Below are 16,337 nucleotides of genomic sequence, written 5' to 3'. Positions count from 1 at the left end.
ACTCTCAGTGGGCCGACCAACTGGCCCACAGGGCCGCATAGCGCCCGCCCAGGGTGACCAGTTCGTCGTGGCTGCCGGCCTCGACGATCTTGCCGTCGTCCAGGACGACGATCTTGTCGCACTCCCGGGCCTGGGTCAGCCGGTGCGCGACGACCAGAGCGGTACGGTCCTTGATCAACGAGCGGCCGGCCGCCTCCAGCTGCCGTGCGCCGGCGCTGCCCGCCTCCGCGGTCGCCTCGTCCAGCACGACCAGCGGCGGGTTGCGGGCCAGCAGCCGGGCCAGTGCCAGCTGCTGCACGTGGGCCGCGCTGAGTACGGCGGTGTTCGGCCCGACCGGCGTGTCCAGGCCGTCCGGCAGGGCCCGTACCCAACCGTCGGCGACGACACGTTCCAAGATCATCCAGATCTCGTCGTCGGTGATCCCCGGCCGGGCCAGGGTCAGCTCCTCGCGCAGCGTACCGGTGAAGACGTAGGTCTCCTGGGCCACGATGCCGACCCAGTCGCGCAGTTCGTCCTCGTCCACCACCGTGTCCGCCGACAAGATCAACTCGCGTTCGCCGTCGTTCAGCACGACCCGCCCCTGAGTCGGCGTGATCGCGCCGCCGATGATGCCGGCCAACGTCGTCTTGCCCGCTCCGCTGGCGCCGACGAGCGCGACCGAGCTGCCGGCCGGCAGCTCGAGATCGACCCGGTCCAGCACCAGCCGCCCCTCGACATAGGCGTGATCGACGCCCTCGGCCCGTACCGTGACGGAGCCACAGGGCGCTGGCAGCGGAGCCGGCTCGGGATCGGGAATCCCGGCGACGCCGACCATCCGGGACAGCGCCGCGCCGGCTCGTTGGACGTCGTCGACCGACATCAGCAGCCAGCCGAGCGGCCCGAACAGCCGGTGGAACAGCAGCGCCGCAGCGGTGACCGCGCCGACGCTGACCAAGTCGGCGTTGACCAGCAGGAAACCGGTCGCCAGCACCGCGCTCAGCCCGACGGCCTCGGCCCCGTTCAGGCAGAGGCCGAACTTCGCGACCAGCCGGACCAGCCCGACGGTGGCGTCCAGGGCCGAGGCCGAGGCCTGGCGCAGCCGCCCGGACTGCAGCTCCGCCATCTGGTACGCCTGCACGGTCGGCCGCCCGCGCAGCGAGGACAGCAGCACCCGGGACCGTTCCGCCGCCAGCCGGCGCTCGGCCGCGTAGCGGGGACCGGCCTGAGGCAGGTACCAGCGCAGTCCGATCACATGCACCGGCAGTACGGCTGCGAAGGCGAGCGCCAGCCGCCAGTCCAGGCTGACGAAGCCGACCGCCGCCACGACGACCGTGATCAGCGACGCGGTCACCCCGGACAGCACCGGGATCGCCTCCATGAACAGCTCCACGTCGTCGGTCACCCGGGACGCGATGTCGCCGTGGCCGGCCCGCTCCAGCACCCGGGTGTCCAGCCGCAGCGCCCGCTCGACGACCTGTTCCCGCAGGTCGGCGCCGACCTGGGCGGCCAGCCGTTGCAGGGCCCGGCCGGCCGCGGCCGTGAGCGCCACGCCGGCCAGCATCACCAGCACCAGCGCGACGATCAGGACGGCCAACGGTCCGGTGTCGCCGGTCCGGCTCACCACCGGGACCTGGTCGACCAGGGCGCCGAGCAGGATCGGCAGGGCCACCGTGCCGGCACTGCTGGCCAGACTCAGCACCAGGGCCGGGATCCACTGCCGGGGATGCGCCAGCACCTGCCGCAGCACGGTCCGCGCTGTGACCCGCCCGGACGCGATCGGCAGCAGCTCACCTGCAGGTGCCGTCATCGCAGCACCACCGCCGCATAGTCGCGATCGGCCAGGAGTTGATCATGGTCGGCGACCCGGGCAGGGCCGTCGGCGGGGAGCCAGGCCACCTGGTCGCACCGCGCCAGCAGGGCCGGCGACGTGGTCAGCACCACCGTCGCCGCGCCGGGCGTGATCTGCTGCCGGGCATCCTGGAGCCGGCCGGACACCTGTTCCTCGGTGACCGCGTCGACGGCCGTCAGCGGATCGTGCAGCACCAGCACCGGCCGGCCGGCGGCGAGGGCACGGGCCAGCGCGACCCGCTGCCGCTGACCGCCGGAGAGGTTCGCGGCCTGGTCGAGCAAGATCATCCGGTCCGGATCCTCGTCGCCGGAGCCGTGACTGAGGCTGGTGATCACGTCGTCCGCCCCGGCAGCCGTCAGGGCCGCGGTCCGGACCGCCGGATCGGGCGGCCGTTCGTCGGTCCGGAGCGCCTCGCCGAGGCTGCCGCCGAGCAGTTCGGTCGCGTGCGGTTCGGCGAGGAGTTGGCGCCGCAGCTCGGCAGGCGGCACCGAGGCGGTCGGCCGGCCCGCCCAGGTGACCGCTCCCTGCTCCGGTACGGTCTCGCCGGTGATCACGCCGAGCAGCGCGGTCGCCGCGGCCGGGTCGGCGTACGCGATGCCGGTCAGCGTGCCCGGCCGGACGGTCAGACCGAGATCACGGACCGGCCCCTGGCCGAGCCGGTCGAAGATCAACGGCCCGGTCTCGGCCTCGCGGTCGGCCGTCGGCCCGGTACGGCCGAGCAACGGGAACAGCCGGGCGGCGCTGGCCCGGGCCGCCGCGAGCCCGGCGATGCAGGAGGCCACCGTACGGACCGGGTCGGCCAGGAACGAGACCATCGCCACCACGGTGACCAGTTCGCCGAGGGTGATCCGGCCGGCCAGCGCCATCAGCACGGCCGCGATCGCGGTGCCGGCCATGATCAAGCCGGTGGCGAGCAGGCCGGAGCCGGTCACCACCGCGGAGGCGGTGGCGGCGGCCCGGGTCGCGTCGAGCGAGGCCCGGCTGGCGAAGCCGTACCGCCGGATCGCCTCGCCGACGCCGCCGAACCCGCGCAGTGGACGCAGACCGGCGACCAGTTCGGCCGCGGTCGCGGCAGCCAGCCCACCAGTCTGCTGCTGAGCGTGCAACCGGCGTTCCAGCCACGGGCTGAGCCGGTCGACGCCCCACAGCAGCAGCGGCACCACGATCACCAGGGCCAGGCCGAGCACCAGGTCGACCCGGAGCAGGACGACGATCGACACGATCATGCCGGCCGCGGCGGCGAACAGGACGGCCGCGTTGTTGATCACGTGGGCGGTCGCCACCGCATCCGAGGTGGCGATGGACAGAAGTTCACCGGTCCGCCGGTCCGCGCCGCGAGCGGGATCGGCGAGCACGCCGTGGACGGCGTCGGAGCGCAGCCGGTGCGCCTCCGTGTAGGCGCCGGTGTCCACCGTGCGATAGCCGTACGACGCCGAGAAGGCCAGCACGGCGAACAGCCCCAGCACACCGACCACGGCGATGATCATGGAGGTGGGGTCACCGGTCGACACCGCGAGATCGATGGTGAGGCCGATCGCCAACGGGACCAGGGCTTCGCAGACCTGGTGCGAGGTGACCAGCAGGCCGCCGAGGATCGTCCGGCGGCGTTGATTGCGCAGGACCGTGCGCAGCAGCCCTCGGGCCGGATTCGTTGCCACGTACGGATCCGTCAGCTGAACCGGGTCGGCCAGCCGGACGGCGGTCCGAGCCAGAGCAGGGTGCCGAAGACGACCACGACGGCGGCCACCGCAATCGCGGCCGCCGGCAGCGGATGCCGCAGCACCCAGCCGGTCAGCCGGGCCAGCCGGCCGTCGCCGTCGCGCTGCCAGTCACCGTCGAGCAGGCCGCGCCGCTCCGCCCAGCGCTCGAAGCCGATCGTCGCCCACGGCACGATCGCGGAGCCGAGCCCGGCCAGAATGATCTTGGGTCCCCAGCCGAGGTTCAGGCCGGCGAAGAGGGTCGCCAGGACGTAGCAGAGGAAGGCGAAGCCGTGCAGGCCGCCGCCGATCCGGACGCCGAGGTCGGTGACGCCGGCCGCGCGCAGGATCAGGCCGATGATCAACAACGTCCAGGTGATCGCTTCGGCCGTTGCCACGATCCGATAGAGCAGGCGCGGAGTCATGAAGGAGACCCTAACTCCCGTCCGCGCGCGGGTCGGTCCCGGCGTCCAGTCCGGTGGGCGACGCGTCCACGAGATGGGCATGGCCGAACCGGTTGTCCAGCCCGTCGATGACCGTGGCGCCGAACTCCGCCACCAGGACGTCCCGGACCTCGGCAGCGGCGGCCGCCTCGACCAGCACCTCCGGCCCGCCGTCGGGACCGGTGCCCGGCGTGACGACGAAGCGGGGCGCCCGCAGTGCCTCGTCGGCGGTCGCGCCGACCGCCAGCCGGGCCAGCAGCTGGGCCGCGATCGCCGGTTGGCTGCGGCCGCCCATCGTGGCGACGGTCGTGGTGAGCCGACCGCCGCGCCGGACCAGACACGGCATCAGCGTGTGCGGCGGTCGCCGGCCGCCGGCCAGCACGCCGGGCCGGGCCGGGTCGAGACTGAACCCGCCCGCGCGGTTGTGCCCGAGGATGCCGGTGCTCGGTTCGACGACGAGTGACCCGAACGTCCCGGCCACGCTCTGCAGAGAACTGATCCAGAGCCCGGCGCCGTCCACCGCGGCGATCCCGATCGTGTCGCCGTCCAGGCGAACCGGGTCGGCCGCGGCCGCTCCGGACGACGAGCCCAGGGCCGCCGCGTCACGGCGGATCGCCTCCGGGGCCAGCACGGCGGCCAGATCGACGGGGACGGCCTCGGGGTCGGCGGACCGGGCGTCCCGCTGGGCCCCGGCGAGGTCGAAGGCCCGCACGTAGGCGACGGTCTGGGCCGGGTCGAGCGGGTCGGTCAGGCCGAGGGCCTCGGCCAGTGCCAGCATCTTGAGCAGCGCGAATCCCTGCGAGTTGGGTGGTGCGGTGATCACCTCCGCGTCCTGCCAGCGCAGCGTCAACGGCGTCACCGCCTCGGCCCGGTGCCGGGCCAGGTCGTCCCGGGTCATCGTGCTGCCGAGCGCCGCCAGGCCTTCCGCGTACGCTGCGCCGAGTTCGCCCCCGTAGAGCGCGGCGACGCCGTGCTCGGCCAGCGCCTCCAGGCTCGCGGCCAGGGCGGGCTGGCGGAACCGGTCGCCCTCGGCCAGTGCGGAGCCGTCCGCGGCCAGGAACAGGGATCGGGCGCCCGGGTCGCCGGCCAGCCGGTCGGCGTACTGGGCCAGATCGCGGGCCATGCTCGGCGCCACCTCGGCCCCGTCCCGGGCCAGGGCGATCGCGGGCTGCAGCAGCTCCGCGAGCGGCCTGCTGCCGTACCGGCGGTGCAGTTCGTGCCAGGCCGACGGCAGCCCGGGCACGCTGATGCTGTGCACGCCCGCCCCGGGCATCGCTGTGTGCCCGAGGGCGCGGAGGTGGTCCGGGGTGAGGCCGTACGGAGCTCGTCCGGTGCCGTTGATCGCCACCACGTCGCCGTCGGCCGGGCCGGCCAGGGTCCAGCTGTCGCCGCCGATGGTCACCATGTGCGGCGACACGACGCAGAGCACGGCGGCGGTCGCGATCACCGCGTCGGCCGCGCTGCCGCCGTCGCCGAGCACCTGTTCGCCGGCCCGGGTGGCCCGGGCATCCGGAGAAACGATCCGACCTGTGAGTTCACCCGTCATGATCATCAATCTAGGCGATACGCTGGCCTTCGAGGCAGAGTGGGTGATGATCTTGATCAAGGCCGAACAGCTGCACGGAGTCCATGTCGCGCTGGCGACGCCGATCGATCCGACGACGGGTGATCTTGATCCGGCCGGCTTGTCCCGCCTGGTGGACCGGGTCGTTGACGGCGGGATCGACGGACTCTGCCCGACCGGCTCGACCGGGGAGGGACCGCGGCTGACCCGGTCGCAGCGGCTCGCCGTCCTGCAGGCGGTACGCGAGCGCGTCGGGCCCGACCGGATCGTCGTCCCGGCCGCCTCGTCGCTGAACCTGCCGGACGCGGTCGCCGAGGTGGCCGATCTCGCCGCGGCGGGAGCGAGCGCGGTGCTGCTGGCTCCGTCGCCGTACTATCCGCAGGCGCCGGGCGAGTTGATCACCTGGTACCGGACCGTCGCCGAGGCGACCGGCTGTCCGTTGGTGCTCTACAACATCCCCGCGATGACCAAGATCAGCATCCCGCCCGGCGCGGTGGCCGAGCTGGCGGCGCTGCCGAACGTGATCGGGATCAAGGACAGCAGCCGCGACGTGGAGTACCTGCAACAGGTGCTGCGGGCCACCGCGGCGGTGGACTTCGCGGTGCTCACCGGGAGCGACACCCTGCAACTGACGTCCCTCGTGGTCGGCGCGCACGGCATGATCGCCGCCGGGATGAACCTGGTGCCACGGCTCGGCCGGACCGTGCACGACGCCGTCGCCGCCGGGGATCTCGACACCGCCCGGCGGGCGCAGCGGCAGCTGGCCGAGATCGTCACGGCCTGCCGGGTCGGCCAATCGCCGGCCGGCTGGAAGGCCGCGCTGGCCTGGGCCGGAGTCTGTTCCGACACCCTGGCGCCGCCCGCCGCCGCACTCCCGGCGGAGGTCAGGGCCGAACTCGGCGCGACCCTCGACCGGCTGGTCCCGTCGGCGTAGGGTCGCGATCATGGCGACCGTCAAGGATGTCGAGAAGATCATCGCCGAGCTGCCCGACGTGACCGTCGGCGAGCGGTACGGCCATCAGACCTGGTTCGTCGGCAAGCAGGCCTTCGCCTGGGACCGGCCGTTCAGCAAGGCGGACGTGAAGCGGTTCGGTGACGAGACCCCGCCGACGGGGCCGATTCTCGCGGTGAGCGTCGGCGATCTGGCCGAGAAGGAGGCCGTGCTGGCCGGGAGCTCGGCCGCCGTCTTCACGATCGAGCACTTCAACGGCTTCGCGGCGGTGCTGATCCAGCTCGAGACGGTCGGCCGCAAGGAGCTCCGGGAGTTGATCATCGACGCGTGGCTGGCCAAGGCACCGCCGGCGCTGGCCGACTCCTATCTGGCCCGCTGATCACCCGACGATCTTGAAGTCCCACGGCCCGAGCTCGAGAGCCTCGGCCGGATCCCCGCTGAACAGTTCGGTCCCGGTGACCAACCCGGTCGGCAGCCGCTGCGGCTCGAACGACCAGTTAGACAGGAAGTTCAGCGTCCTGCCGTTGCGAGCGCGGGCCCGGGTGAACCGGACCGGTTCCGGCAGCCCGTCGCCGAGCGGCGTGACGCCGGCCGACCGGAGCACCCAGTCGCCGATCGCCCGGGCCAGGGCGGCGTCGGGCACGGTGCCGACGTAGGTCACCCGGCCCTTGCCGTACGGGTGCGAGGTGATCGCCGGGAACCGGCCGAAGTGCGGATGATCATAGGTCGCCAGCACCTCGGTCGCTTCGTCCTCGACCACCAGCTCGTCCATCCAGGCGTGGGCCTGGACACCTTCCGGACAAGGGAATCCGGCCGTTCCGACGACGGGCAGCGGCTTGGCCAGATTGGAGTACAGGTTGTAGCCGACTCCGGCCACCTGCCGCAGTGGCCCGGGTGCGCGCACCCAGCGGGCCCGGGCATGCTGGTCGGCGTACCCGGTGCGGATGGTGATCACCAGATGCCCGCCCCGCTCGGCGTAGCGCGCCAGTCCGGAGAGTTGATCATCGGTCGCGCTGTAGAGCGCCGGGGCGACCACCACCGGGTAGCCGGCCGGGTCCGCGCCGGCCGGCAGCACGATCGACTGCGCCCGGGCGTCGAAGAACCCGCGGTAGAAGGTGTCGAAGATCCGCTCGTAGCTGCGCTCGTCGCCGGCGCTGCCGTCCGTGGTCTTCAGCGGCGGCTGGCAGGCCATGGCCCAGCGGCTGTCGTACGAATAGAGGAAGGCCACCTCGGCCTCCGGGGTCAGCCCGGTCAACAGGTCGCCGTGCCGCTCGAGATCGCGGCCGATCGAGGCCACCTCGTCATAGTTGCGGTTCGGTTCCAGGTCGTGGTTGAGGATGCCGTGCGAGTAGATCTCATGGCCGTAGTGGAGGCTGTGCCAGTGCCAGTAGGCGACCATGTCGGCGCCGCGGGAGATGGTCGAGAACGCGGCCATCCGCCACTGCCCGTCGTAGCAGGGAAACACGTTGTCGGAGCCGGCGATGCTGATCGGGTTCATCTCGGTGATCAGGAAGTTCGACCGCTTCACGCCGTACGCCAGATCGGAGCGCTGGTAGAGCTGCACCGCGCCGCTGCCGGTGGTCCGGGCCGGATACATGGCAAGATCGTCGACCGGCGGATGGGCCAGGCCGTCCTGGGTGGCGTGCGGGAAGTTCTCGGCGACCACGTCCATGAGGTTGCCGATCGCGTAGCGGTCCGCGTCCGACCGGCCATGGAAGCCGACCACATCGTGGATCACGAACTGATCATCACGGGCGTACTCCCGGACGATGCCGACCTGCCAGGCCAGGAAGTCGGTGGTGATCTTGGCCTGGAAACGGCGCCAGGCAAGATCGTAGCCGGGGCTGGTGTTGCCGGCCGGCGGCCACAGGTCGGCCCAGTCGCCGAGCCGGTGCGACCAGTAGATCAGTCCCCACAATTCGTTGATCACGTCCACCGAACCGTAGGTCCGCTTCAGGTGCTCGGTGAACGCGTCGACCACGGCCGGGTTCTGGGCACCCATGGTGCCGGTCTCGTTGTCCACCTGGAACCCGATCACGCTCGGGTGGCCGGCGTAGCGCTCCAGCAGGCGGCGGGTGATCCGCTCGGCGTACCAGCGGTAGGTCGGGTTGGTCAGGTCGACGTTCTGCCTTCCGCCGTACGGAGTCGGAGTGCCGTCAGCCCGGAGCGCCATCACCTCGGGATGCCGGCGGTGCAGCCAGGGCGGGATGGCGTACGTCGGCGTGGTGATGATCACCTTGATCCCGGCCTGGTGCAGCGCGTCCAGCACCCGCTCCAGCCAGTCCAGGTCGATCTCGCCCTCGACCCGCTCGCTGAGCGACCAGATCGAGTCGCCGATCCGGGCGTAGTTGATCTTGGCCGCGGCCATCATCGCCACGTCCTCGGCCAGCCGGTCCAGCGGCTGGTACTCGAAGTAGTAGGAAACGCCGTAGAGCATTCCGGGAGTCACTCCTCGGTGGGTCGGCTTCGGAACTTCTGCTGCAGCCAGTCCGCCGACGGATGGGCGACCTCGTGCAGCTCGGCCAGCACCGCGTCGAGGTCGTACTCGATCCGTCGGGCCTCGATCGTGTGCCCCCGGTCGTCGGCCGTGAGCAGGGTCCAGCAGGCCCGACGCTCGGCCGTCGCGGGCAGGCTCACGCTGCCGGAATTGATCACCCGGATCCCGTCGACGGTGCGATCCAACGGCTTGTGCGTGTGCCCGGCGAAGATCAACTCCGCCTCGGCACCGGTGATCGCCGCCCGTACCTCGTCGTCGGTCATCGCCGGGCTGATGCCCGGCCCGTCGTCGGTACCCGGAGCCGCGTGCACCAGCAGGACCCGGGTCCCGTCCGGGAGCGTCGCCCGCGCGTCCAACGGCAACGATCTCAGCCAGGACAGGAAACCGGCCTCGGTGATCGCGCCGCGGGTCCAGGAGATCGCCGCCACCGTGCGGAGCAGCACCCCGATCTCCTCCGGAGTCCGTACCGTCTCGACCGAACCCGCCACCCGCGGATGCTCCCCGGTCACCACATACCGATCGGTGTTGCCGCGGATGATCTTGGTGTTCGGCAGCTCGGCCAGCCGACGCAGCGCCTCGGTCGGGCGTGGCCCGTTGGCGACGAGGTCACCGACGATCCAGTGTTCGGTCACTCCGGCTTCGGCGGCGTCCGAGAGCACCGCCTCCAGCGCCGGGACATTGCCGTGAACATCGGAGAAGATCGCGACCCTGAGCTCGCCCATGGCCTCAACCCTACGGTCGGCTCCTGGCCACGCGCAGCCCAAGGTCGTCCATGTGGAACGTCGGGTGGCTCTTCCGCCGGCAGGAGGCGCGGCAGGCCCGTGGTTGATCATTCCAGCCGCCGCCCCGGAACACCCGGTACGGTCCGTAGACGTCGGGGTCGAAGCGGTCCCAGCACCATTCCCAGACGTTGCCGATCATGTCCGACAGGCCCCAGCCGTTCGGCGCCTTCGTCCCGACCGGGTGCGGCGCTCCGCCCGAATTGCCGCCGTGCCAGGCGATCTCGTCCAGCTCGCCGTAGCGGGCGCCGGTGTCGCCCGCCCGGCAGGCGTACTCCCATTCGGCCTCGGTCGGCAGCCGGTAGCCGTCGGCGCCCTGGTCCCAGGTCGCGCTGAGCCCGTCGCGATCGTCGCCGATCACGTAGCAGGGCCGCAGGCCGGCAGCCGTCGAGAGTCGGTTGCAGAAGTCCAGGGAGGCCAGCCAGGACAGCTCCGTCAGCGGGGCTTCCGGTTCGCCCGGGCCGTCCGGCCAGGTTCCGTTCAGGCCGGACGCGTCGGCTCGGGTGACCGGCCGCGCCGAGATTGCGTACGGCTCGAGGTCGACCGGCCAGCGCTTCCGGCTGCCCTCGTCGACCAGCCTGATCCAGCCCGCCGCGATGTCGATCATGGACGCGGCGATCGACGCCACGACGTCCGGCCCGGTGCTGGTCACCCGGCCCATCCTGCCCCAGTGATCATCCCTGGGCGAGACCGACCTGATTCCCGTCCGGGTCCAGCAGCCCTGAGCCGCGCGGCATCCCCTCCGCGTCGGCCGGCGGATGCAGCTCGGTGGCGCCGGCGGCCAGGGCGCGGGCGTGCACCGCGTCAAGATCATCGACCAGGAACGAGAAGGTCGCCTTGCCCGGTCGGTCGAAGCGTTCGTGATCATCGATCAGGTGCAGCAGGAAGAAGCCGGGCTTGCCGTACTCACCGAAGGTGATCGCCGAGTAGTCGCCGCTCTCGGTCCGCCGTACGGTCTCGTACGAACTCCCGAAAACCCCGGTGTAGAAGGCGATGCTGCGTTCGAGATCGGCCACCGCGAGCTTCAGCTGACACGGCGCCGGCGGACCGGGCTCCCCTTGATAGAGCCAGATCCAGTTGTCGCCGACGTCCTTGATCGCCGAGCAGCGCGGCATCCCTTCCGGCGAGTGCGGACAGGTGACCTCCAGCGCGCCGGTAGCGAGGGCGGCCGCATGGGTCCGGTCGAGATCCTCGACGAGCAGCCCGAACGTGGTCGGGCCCGGCAGGTCGGATCGCTGCGGATCGTCCAGCAGCCAGATCAGGAAGAAGTCGTCCTCCCCGTAGGTGCCGAAACTGAGGGCCGACGCCTGGCTGTGCCGGGTTCGCCGGGCGACCTGATAGGGCAGGCCGAGCGCGTCGCGGTAGAGCGGGAGGGCGGCCTCGCGGTCGTCCACCCTGAGCTTGAGCTGGACCGGCCGGCAGCCGGTCTGCAATGCGGGCATGGTGAGTCCCTTCTCCAGGAAGCGGGTGACATCGGCGATCCGGATGTCCAGGTGGCCACGCTCCAACTGCAGCCGCCGGCGATGCTCGAGCAGCACCTGCTCGGCTTCCGTCTCGTCGCTGTCCAGCACCTGCCGGACCGCCTCGATCGGCAGCTCCAGCCCGCGCAGGGCACGGATCAGCTTGGCCAGCCGGATCTGTTCGGGTCGGTAACGGCGATAGCTCGTGTCGCCGTCCACCTCGGCCGGCCGGAGCAGTCCGACCTCGTCGTAGTGGCGCAGTGCGTGCACCGAGACTCCGCTCAGCTTGGCGAAGCGGCCGATCGCCATCAGTTGGTCGTCCACCCGTCCACTATCGAGTCTCGGGCTGCCCGAGAGTCAAGACATCCGCCGGCCACGTCAGTGACACGTCAGCGCAACCGTCAAGTCTGTTGCTGCTCGCGCGGGACCGGCAGGATGACCGCAAGGCCTGCGCTCACCAGACCCCAGGGGGAACGACTCGTGATCATGAATCTTTTGGACCGCCGCCGATTCCTGGTGCTCGCCGGCGGTGCCGCCGCGACCACTCTCGGCGTCCAGGCGTTGTGGCAGGAGGCGGCCGGCGCCGCGTCCCTGGACCCGGCGCCGTTCACCCTCGGCGTCGCCTCCGCCGATCCGGATCCGTCCAGCGTCGCGCTCTGGACCCGGCTCGCGAACGACCCGGCGGCCGGCGGCGGGATGCCGGACCGGGTGATCCCGGTCGGCTGGGAGGTCGCCTCCGACGAGGGATTCACCAAGATCGTCCGGAGCGGTGTCGTGCAGGCCCGGCCGGAGCGGGCCCACTCGGTCCAGGTCGTGGTCGACCGGCTCCGCCCCAACGCCTGGTACTGGTACCGCTTCACGGCCGACGGCGCGACCAGCCGGGTCGGCCGGACCCGTACCCTGCCGCTCCCACAGGACCGCGCCGAGCATCTCCGCTTCGCCTTCGCCTCCTGTCAGGCCTGGGCCGGCGGCCGCTACTCCGCCTATCGTGATCTTGCCGAGCAGGACGTCGATCTGGTGGTCCATCTCGGCGACTACATCTACGAGACGGCGGCCGGCAGCCTGGCCGAGTTCCGCCGGCTGCACGCGCTCTACAAGTCGTCGCCCGATCTCCGCGACGCCCACGCCCGGTTCCCGTTCGTCACCGTCTGGGATGATCACGAGGTCCTGAACAACTGGGCCGATGATCATCAGGGCAGCCCGGACGGCACGCCCTGGGTCCAGCGGCAGACCAACGCGTTCCAGGCCTACTACGAGCACCTGCCGATGCGGACGGCGCCGAAGGGTCCGGACTGGCAGGTCTACCGGCGGTTCCGCTGGGGCAGGCTGGCCGAGTTCTCGGTGCTGGACACCCGCCAGTACCGCAGCGACCAGGCCTGCGGCGACGGCATGAACACCCCACCCTGTGATGCGATGTACGACGAGGACCGGACGCTGACCGGACCGGAGCAGGAGCGCTGGCTGCTGGACGGTCTGGCCACCTCGACCGCGCGGTGGAACGTGATCGCGCAGCAGACCATCTTCGCGAAGTTCGACTACGACCTCGGCCCCGGGCTGGCGTACAACCTTGATCAGTGGGACGGCTATCCGGCCGCCCGGCAACGGATCCTGACCGCACTGGAGCAGCACCGGCCGTCGAACCCGGTGATCATCGGCGGGGACTGGCACTCGGCCTGGGTCAACGACGTGCTGGCCGACTTCGACGATCCGGCCTCGGAGGTGCTGGCCAGCGAGTTCGTCGCCACGTCGATCTCCTCCGGCATCGGCTGGGATGCGGCCGTTCGGCAGGGGCTGCCGGCCAATCCGCACGTCAAGTTCTACGACGGCGGCTACCGCGGATACGTGCTGTGCGATGTGACCCCGGACCGCTGGCAGTCCGACCTGCGGATCGTGCTCGCGCCCGGCGTCGGTGACTCGCCGGCCTACACGTTGGCCCGGTTCGAGGTCCGCAACGGCGAGCCGGGCGCCCGACAGATCGGTGCGGCGGACGGCATCGCCGGCGTGGTCAGCTCGGCGGAGTCGGGCTTGATCAACGCCGAGGTCCTGGTCCGCCGGCCGGACGGCACGACCGCGATCAGGACCTGGACCGACGGCAACGGCCGCTGGCACCTGTTCGTGCCACCCGGCAGCTACCGCCTCGAGGCGCACGCCGTCGGCTACGAGTCTGCCGGCCGGGAGATCACCGTCGAGGCCGGCGGCGCCGTCGACGGCGACTTCACGCTGGACGCGATCAAGGAACCGTTCGCCGCCGCCGGGCGCTATCTGCCCGGACCCAACGCCGAAGGCACCGGCACGGATCTGTTGATCGGCAACGGCCGAGTGGCGCTGACGGTGGCGGCCCAGTTCGCCGACCCGCAGTTGCCCGGAGCGACCGCCGGCAAGCCGATCAACCTGGCCGGCGTCGGTCACCTTGATCAACTCGACTGGATCAATCTCGGCCTGGTCGCCAGCAGCCGGCCCACCGGAACGGAGGCCTGGCAGCGCGGGCTGGTCCGGTGTGATCAGGTGACCGCCGACGGTGCCGAGGCCGTGATCACCAGCAGCGGAGTGGCCGCCGAGGCGGCCGGGATCACCGTCGCCACCCGCTTTGCCGCCACCGCCGACCAGCCCTGGATCGGTGTCGGGACGACGCTCACCAACACCGGAACGGCGCCGGTCACGGTGTGGGTCGGCGACGCCGTTGATCATGACGGACCGGGTCAGCGCAGCGGGGTGCGGGGCCACGGCACGATCTCGACGCCGTACGGGAGCCCGGCCGAGTACCGGCCGACCGGGCCGTGGATCGGGATGACCGGCAGCGATCGGCAGACGTACGGGATCGTCTACGAGGACGCGGCCTTCACGGCGTACGGCAACGGGAACTGGATCATGAGCCTGCGCGAGGTCACCCTCGCCGCCGGCCAGTCCTGGACCCTGCGCCGCCGGATCGCCGCCCTGGACAGCGGCACCGGCAGCGACCCGTGGACCGTGCTCGACGGACTCGCCGCCGAGGACTGACGACGTCCGGGCAGAATGGCCCGGATGCGTGGAACTGAGGCGGTTGGCGGGGCGAGGCAACCTCGCCTCGGCACCGTGCTGACCGGTCTGTGCGTGACCGAGATCGTCAGCTGGGGCGTGCTCTACTACGCGTTCCCGGTGCTGGCACCATCGATCCGGGCCGAGACCGGCTGGCCACCGTCGCTCACCACGGCCGCGTTCTCGGCCGCGCTGGTGGTCGCCGCCGTGGTCGGGGTCCCGGTCGGCAGGCTGCTCGACCAGCACGGGCCCCGGCTGATCATGACCATCGGCTCGGTGCTGGCCGTGCTGGCCTGCCTCGTCATCGCCTGGTCGCCCAGCCTGATCGTCTTCGCCCTCGGCTGGCTGCTGGCCGGCATCGCGATGGCCGGAGTGCTCTACCAGGCGGCGTTCGCCGCCCTGACCCGCTGGTACGGATCGCGGCGGCTGGTCGCCCTGACCGCGGTGACCCTGGTCGCCGGGCTGGCCAGCACCGTGTTCGCCCCGCTCACCGAAGCACTGAACGCCCTTTGGGGATGGCGCACGGTGTTCGGCGTGCTGGCCGTCGGGCTCGCCGTGATCACCATCCCGATCCATGCCCTGGTGCTGCGCCGGCGCTGGCCGGCCGACCCGGCGCCGGCGGCGCAGACCGCGGCCGGCGTCGATGATCACGTCCGGACGGTGCTGGGCAGCCGGCACTTCTGGTTCCTGACCGCCGGGCTGACCGTCGCCTCGCTGGCCATGTTCGCGGCCTTGATCAACCTGGTGTCGCTGCTCGCCGAGCGCGGCATGGGCAGTGCGCTGGCCGCCTGGACGCTCGGGCTGGGCGGGGTCGGCCAGGTGGCCGGGCGGCTCTTCTATCCCGCGCTGGCCCGGCGGGTCGGCGTCCGGACCCGTACCGTGATCATCTTCGGGATCGCGGCCGTCGCCACCGCCGCCCTGGCCCTGGTCCCCGGGCCGGTCGGCGCGCTGATCGCAGTCGTCATGATCGCCGGCGTCGCCCGCGGCATCGGCACGCTGCTGCAGGCGACGGCGGTGCCGGACCGGTGGGGTGCGCTGGCGTACGGCAGGATCTCGGGCGTGCTCGCGGCACCGGTCACCATCGCGTCCGCGCTCGCGCCATGGATCGGAGCCACGCTGGCCGTGCTGGTGGGCGGCTACCCGGCCATGTTCGGCATCCTGGCCGGACTCGCCACCGCAGCGGTGATCTTGCTCGCCTTCAGCGTGCCGCGGCGTTGATCAGCGGGTGAATTTCCAATCTCGGAAGGCCGACAGCAGTGCGGACTCCGCGGCCGGATCGAGGTCGGCCGGTTCCAGTCGGCCGGCCAGCCCGATCGTCCGGCGGTACTGGTCCAGATAGGTCGTGCAGCCGTCGCAGCCGGTCAGGTGGCTGTCGAACCGGCGCACGTCCGGTTCCGGCAACGCTCCCTCCAGGTAGTCGGTGATCAGTCCGACCAGCTCCCGGCAGGTCAGCTCGGTGGTCACGGCGCCTCCTCCGCGAGATAGTCCTCGAGCGCGGCCCGGACCCGGGTCCGGGCCCTGTGCAGCAGCACCCGCTGATTGGTCTCGGTGAGCTCCAGAACGTTACACACCTCGGCCGAGCCGAGGCCTTCCACGTCCCGCAGCGTGATCACGGCGCGCTGTCCGGCCGGAAGTTCGTCGATCGCCCGCTGCAGCAGGGCCGCCGTCTCGGCGCCGATCAGCCGGTCCTCCGGCCAGGGTTCCGGCAGCACCGCCCAGTGGCCCGGCCAGTGATCGTGATCATCGGGCAGGAACCGGTCGGGATTCGGGCCGGCGTCGTCCGGCTCCAGGGCGGAGAACGGGACCGTCCGCTGGTCCCGGACCCCGCGCGTCTTCGCCGTGTTGGTGAGGATCCGGAAGATCCAGGTGCGCAGCGACGAGCGGCCCTCGAACCGGTCCAGACCACGCAGCACGCCGACCCAGGCCTCTTGGGCGACCTCCTCGGCAACCTCCGGGCTGCTCACGTACGCGCGGGCGATCCGCACCATGGAGGCGTGGTGCCGGTGGACGAGTGCGGCGAAGGCGGCCTCGTCCCCGGATCGCAGCGCCGCCAGGGTGGACTGCTCGTCGTACCCGGCCGCGGACATGGCTGGACTGTAACG

General features: G+C 71.7%; 14 protein-coding genes. 4 read left to right on the top strand and 10 right to left on the bottom strand.

Features of this window, described 5'->3' with window-relative positions; all coding sequences use genetic code 11:
* Positions 1-4: 4 nt before the first annotated feature.
* From AC6CCG_RS00215 to AC6CCG_RS00200, 4 genes are read right to left on the bottom strand one after another with little or no spacing between them, the layout of a single operon-like run.
* Complete coding sequence (locus tag AC6CCG_RS00215) at positions 5-1,786, bottom strand: ABC transporter ATP-binding protein (RefSeq protein ID WP_496652412.1); 1,782 nt, start codon at positions 1,784-1,786, stop codon at positions 5-7.
* Positions 1,783-3,486, bottom strand: a complete 1,704-nt coding sequence (locus tag AC6CCG_RS00210) for an ABC transporter transmembrane domain-containing protein (RefSeq protein ID WP_496652411.1) — start codon at positions 3,484-3,486, stop codon at positions 1,783-1,785. Before AC6CCG_RS00210 ends, AC6CCG_RS00215 begins: the two co-directional genes overlap by 4 nt.
* Before the next feature lie 11 nt (positions 3,487-3,497).
* Positions 3,498-3,950 carry a DUF3817 domain-containing protein gene (locus AC6CCG_RS00205; RefSeq protein ID WP_496652410.1) on the bottom strand — a complete coding sequence of 151 codons (453 nt, stop codon included), beginning with the start codon at positions 3,948-3,950 and terminating at the stop codon, positions 3,498-3,500.
* Between the two features lie 10 nt (positions 3,951-3,960).
* Positions 3,961-5,514: a gamma-glutamyltransferase family protein gene (locus AC6CCG_RS00200; protein ID WP_496652409.1), complete on the bottom strand. Its 1,554-nt coding sequence runs from the start codon at positions 5,512-5,514 to the stop codon at positions 3,961-3,963.
* On the opposite strand from AC6CCG_RS00200, the gene AC6CCG_RS00195 reads away from it, so the two are divergent.
* Both AC6CCG_RS00195 and AC6CCG_RS00190 read left to right on the top strand, forming a co-directional pair.
* The gene (locus AC6CCG_RS00195) at positions 5,498-6,466 is read left to right on the top strand and encodes a dihydrodipicolinate synthase family protein (RefSeq protein WP_496652408.1); all 969 of its coding nucleotides are present in this window, start codon (positions 5,498-5,500) and stop codon (positions 6,464-6,466) included. The two genes, AC6CCG_RS00200 and AC6CCG_RS00195, sit on opposite strands and share 17 nt — an antisense overlap.
* A 10-nt stretch (positions 6,467-6,476) precedes the next feature.
* Positions 6,477-6,863 (top strand): MmcQ/YjbR family DNA-binding protein, encoded by a 387-nt coding sequence (locus AC6CCG_RS00190; protein ID WP_496652407.1) that lies wholly within the window; start codon positions 6,477-6,479, stop codon positions 6,861-6,863.
* On the opposite strand, the gene AC6CCG_RS00185 is transcribed toward AC6CCG_RS00190, so the two are convergent.
* The 4 genes from AC6CCG_RS00185 to AC6CCG_RS00170 are packed head-to-tail and all read right to left on the bottom strand — an operon-like array spanning position 6,864 to position 11,544.
* Positions 6,864-8,921 (bottom strand): beta-galactosidase, encoded by a 2,058-nt coding sequence (locus AC6CCG_RS00185; RefSeq protein ID WP_496652406.1) that lies wholly within the window; start codon positions 8,919-8,921, stop codon positions 6,864-6,866.
* Positions 8,922-8,929: 8 nt separating this feature from the next.
* The gene (locus AC6CCG_RS00180; protein ID WP_496652405.1) at positions 8,930-9,703 is read right to left on the bottom strand and encodes a metallophosphoesterase family protein; all 774 of its coding nucleotides are present in this window, start codon (positions 9,701-9,703) and stop codon (positions 8,930-8,932) included.
* A 10-nt stretch (positions 9,704-9,713) separates the two neighbouring features.
* Positions 9,714-10,412, bottom strand: a complete 699-nt coding sequence (locus AC6CCG_RS00175) for a formylglycine-generating enzyme family protein (RefSeq protein ID WP_496652404.1) — start codon at positions 10,410-10,412, stop codon at positions 9,714-9,716.
* Between the two features lie 22 nt (positions 10,413-10,434).
* Positions 10,435-11,544 (bottom strand): MerR family transcriptional regulator, encoded by a 1,110-nt coding sequence (locus AC6CCG_RS00170; protein ID WP_496652403.1) that lies wholly within the window; start codon positions 11,542-11,544, stop codon positions 10,435-10,437.
* Positions 11,545-11,706: 162 nt separating this feature from the next.
* Here AC6CCG_RS00170 and AC6CCG_RS00165 point away from each other — a divergent pair, with 162 nt between their 5' ends.
* Entirely contained in the window at positions 11,707-14,217 is a 2,511-nt protein-coding gene (locus AC6CCG_RS00165; protein ID WP_496654369.1) for an alkaline phosphatase D family protein, read from the top strand.
* Positions 14,218-14,241: 24 nt separating this feature from the next.
* Complete coding sequence (locus tag AC6CCG_RS00160; protein ID WP_496652402.1) at positions 14,242-15,453, top strand: MFS transporter; 1,212 nt, start codon at positions 14,242-14,244, stop codon at positions 15,451-15,453.
* Here the strand turns inward: AC6CCG_RS00160 and AC6CCG_RS00155 are convergent, their stop codons facing one another.
* The gene (locus AC6CCG_RS00155; RefSeq protein WP_496652401.1) at positions 15,454-15,699 is read right to left on the bottom strand and encodes an anti-sigma factor family protein; all 246 of its coding nucleotides are present in this window, start codon (positions 15,697-15,699) and stop codon (positions 15,454-15,456) included.
* A complete protein-coding gene (locus AC6CCG_RS00150) occupies positions 15,696-16,322 on the bottom strand; it encodes an RNA polymerase sigma factor (protein ID WP_496652400.1) in 627 nt (208 codons plus the stop codon). The genes AC6CCG_RS00155 and AC6CCG_RS00150 overlap by 4 nt, the downstream gene beginning before the upstream one ends.
* Positions 16,323-16,337 lie beyond the last annotated feature (15 nt).

Source organism: Microlunatus sp. YIM B11417 (assembly GCF_059617205.1).
This window is presented reverse-complemented; position numbering and strand designations above follow the sequence as displayed.

Bases quoted from the DNA above. Each gene is read 5' to 3' on its own strand.
- AC6CCG_RS00160 (WP_496652402.1), top strand. From the start codon at position 14,242: ATGCGTGGAACTGAGGCGGTTGGCGGGGCGAGGCAACCTCGCCTCGGC.
- AC6CCG_RS00165 (WP_496654369.1), top strand. From the start codon at position 11,707: ATGAATCTTTTGGACCGCCGCCGATTCCTGGTGCTCGCCGGCGGTGCC.
- AC6CCG_RS00205 (WP_496652410.1), bottom strand. From the start codon at position 3,950: ATGACTCCGCGCCTGCTCTATCGGATCGTGGCAACGGCCGAAGCGATC.
- AC6CCG_RS00215 (WP_496652412.1), bottom strand. From the start codon at position 1,786: ATGACGGCACCTGCAGGTGAGCTGCTGCCGATCGCGTCCGGGCGGGTC.
- AC6CCG_RS00190 (WP_496652407.1), top strand. From the start codon at position 6,477: ATGGCGACCGTCAAGGATGTCGAGAAGATCATCGCCGAGCTGCCCGAC.
- AC6CCG_RS00150 (WP_496652400.1), bottom strand. From the start codon at position 16,322: ATGTCCGCGGCCGGGTACGACGAGCAGTCCACCCTGGCGGCGCTGCGA.
- AC6CCG_RS00200 (WP_496652409.1), bottom strand. From the start codon at position 5,514: ATGACGGGTGAACTCACAGGTCGGATCGTTTCTCCGGATGCCCGGGCC.
- AC6CCG_RS00180 (WP_496652405.1), bottom strand. From the start codon at position 9,703: ATGGGCGAGCTCAGGGTCGCGATCTTCTCCGATGTTCACGGCAATGTC.
- AC6CCG_RS00185 (WP_496652406.1), bottom strand. From the start codon at position 8,921: ATGCTCTACGGCGTTTCCTACTACTTCGAGTACCAGCCGCTGGACCGG.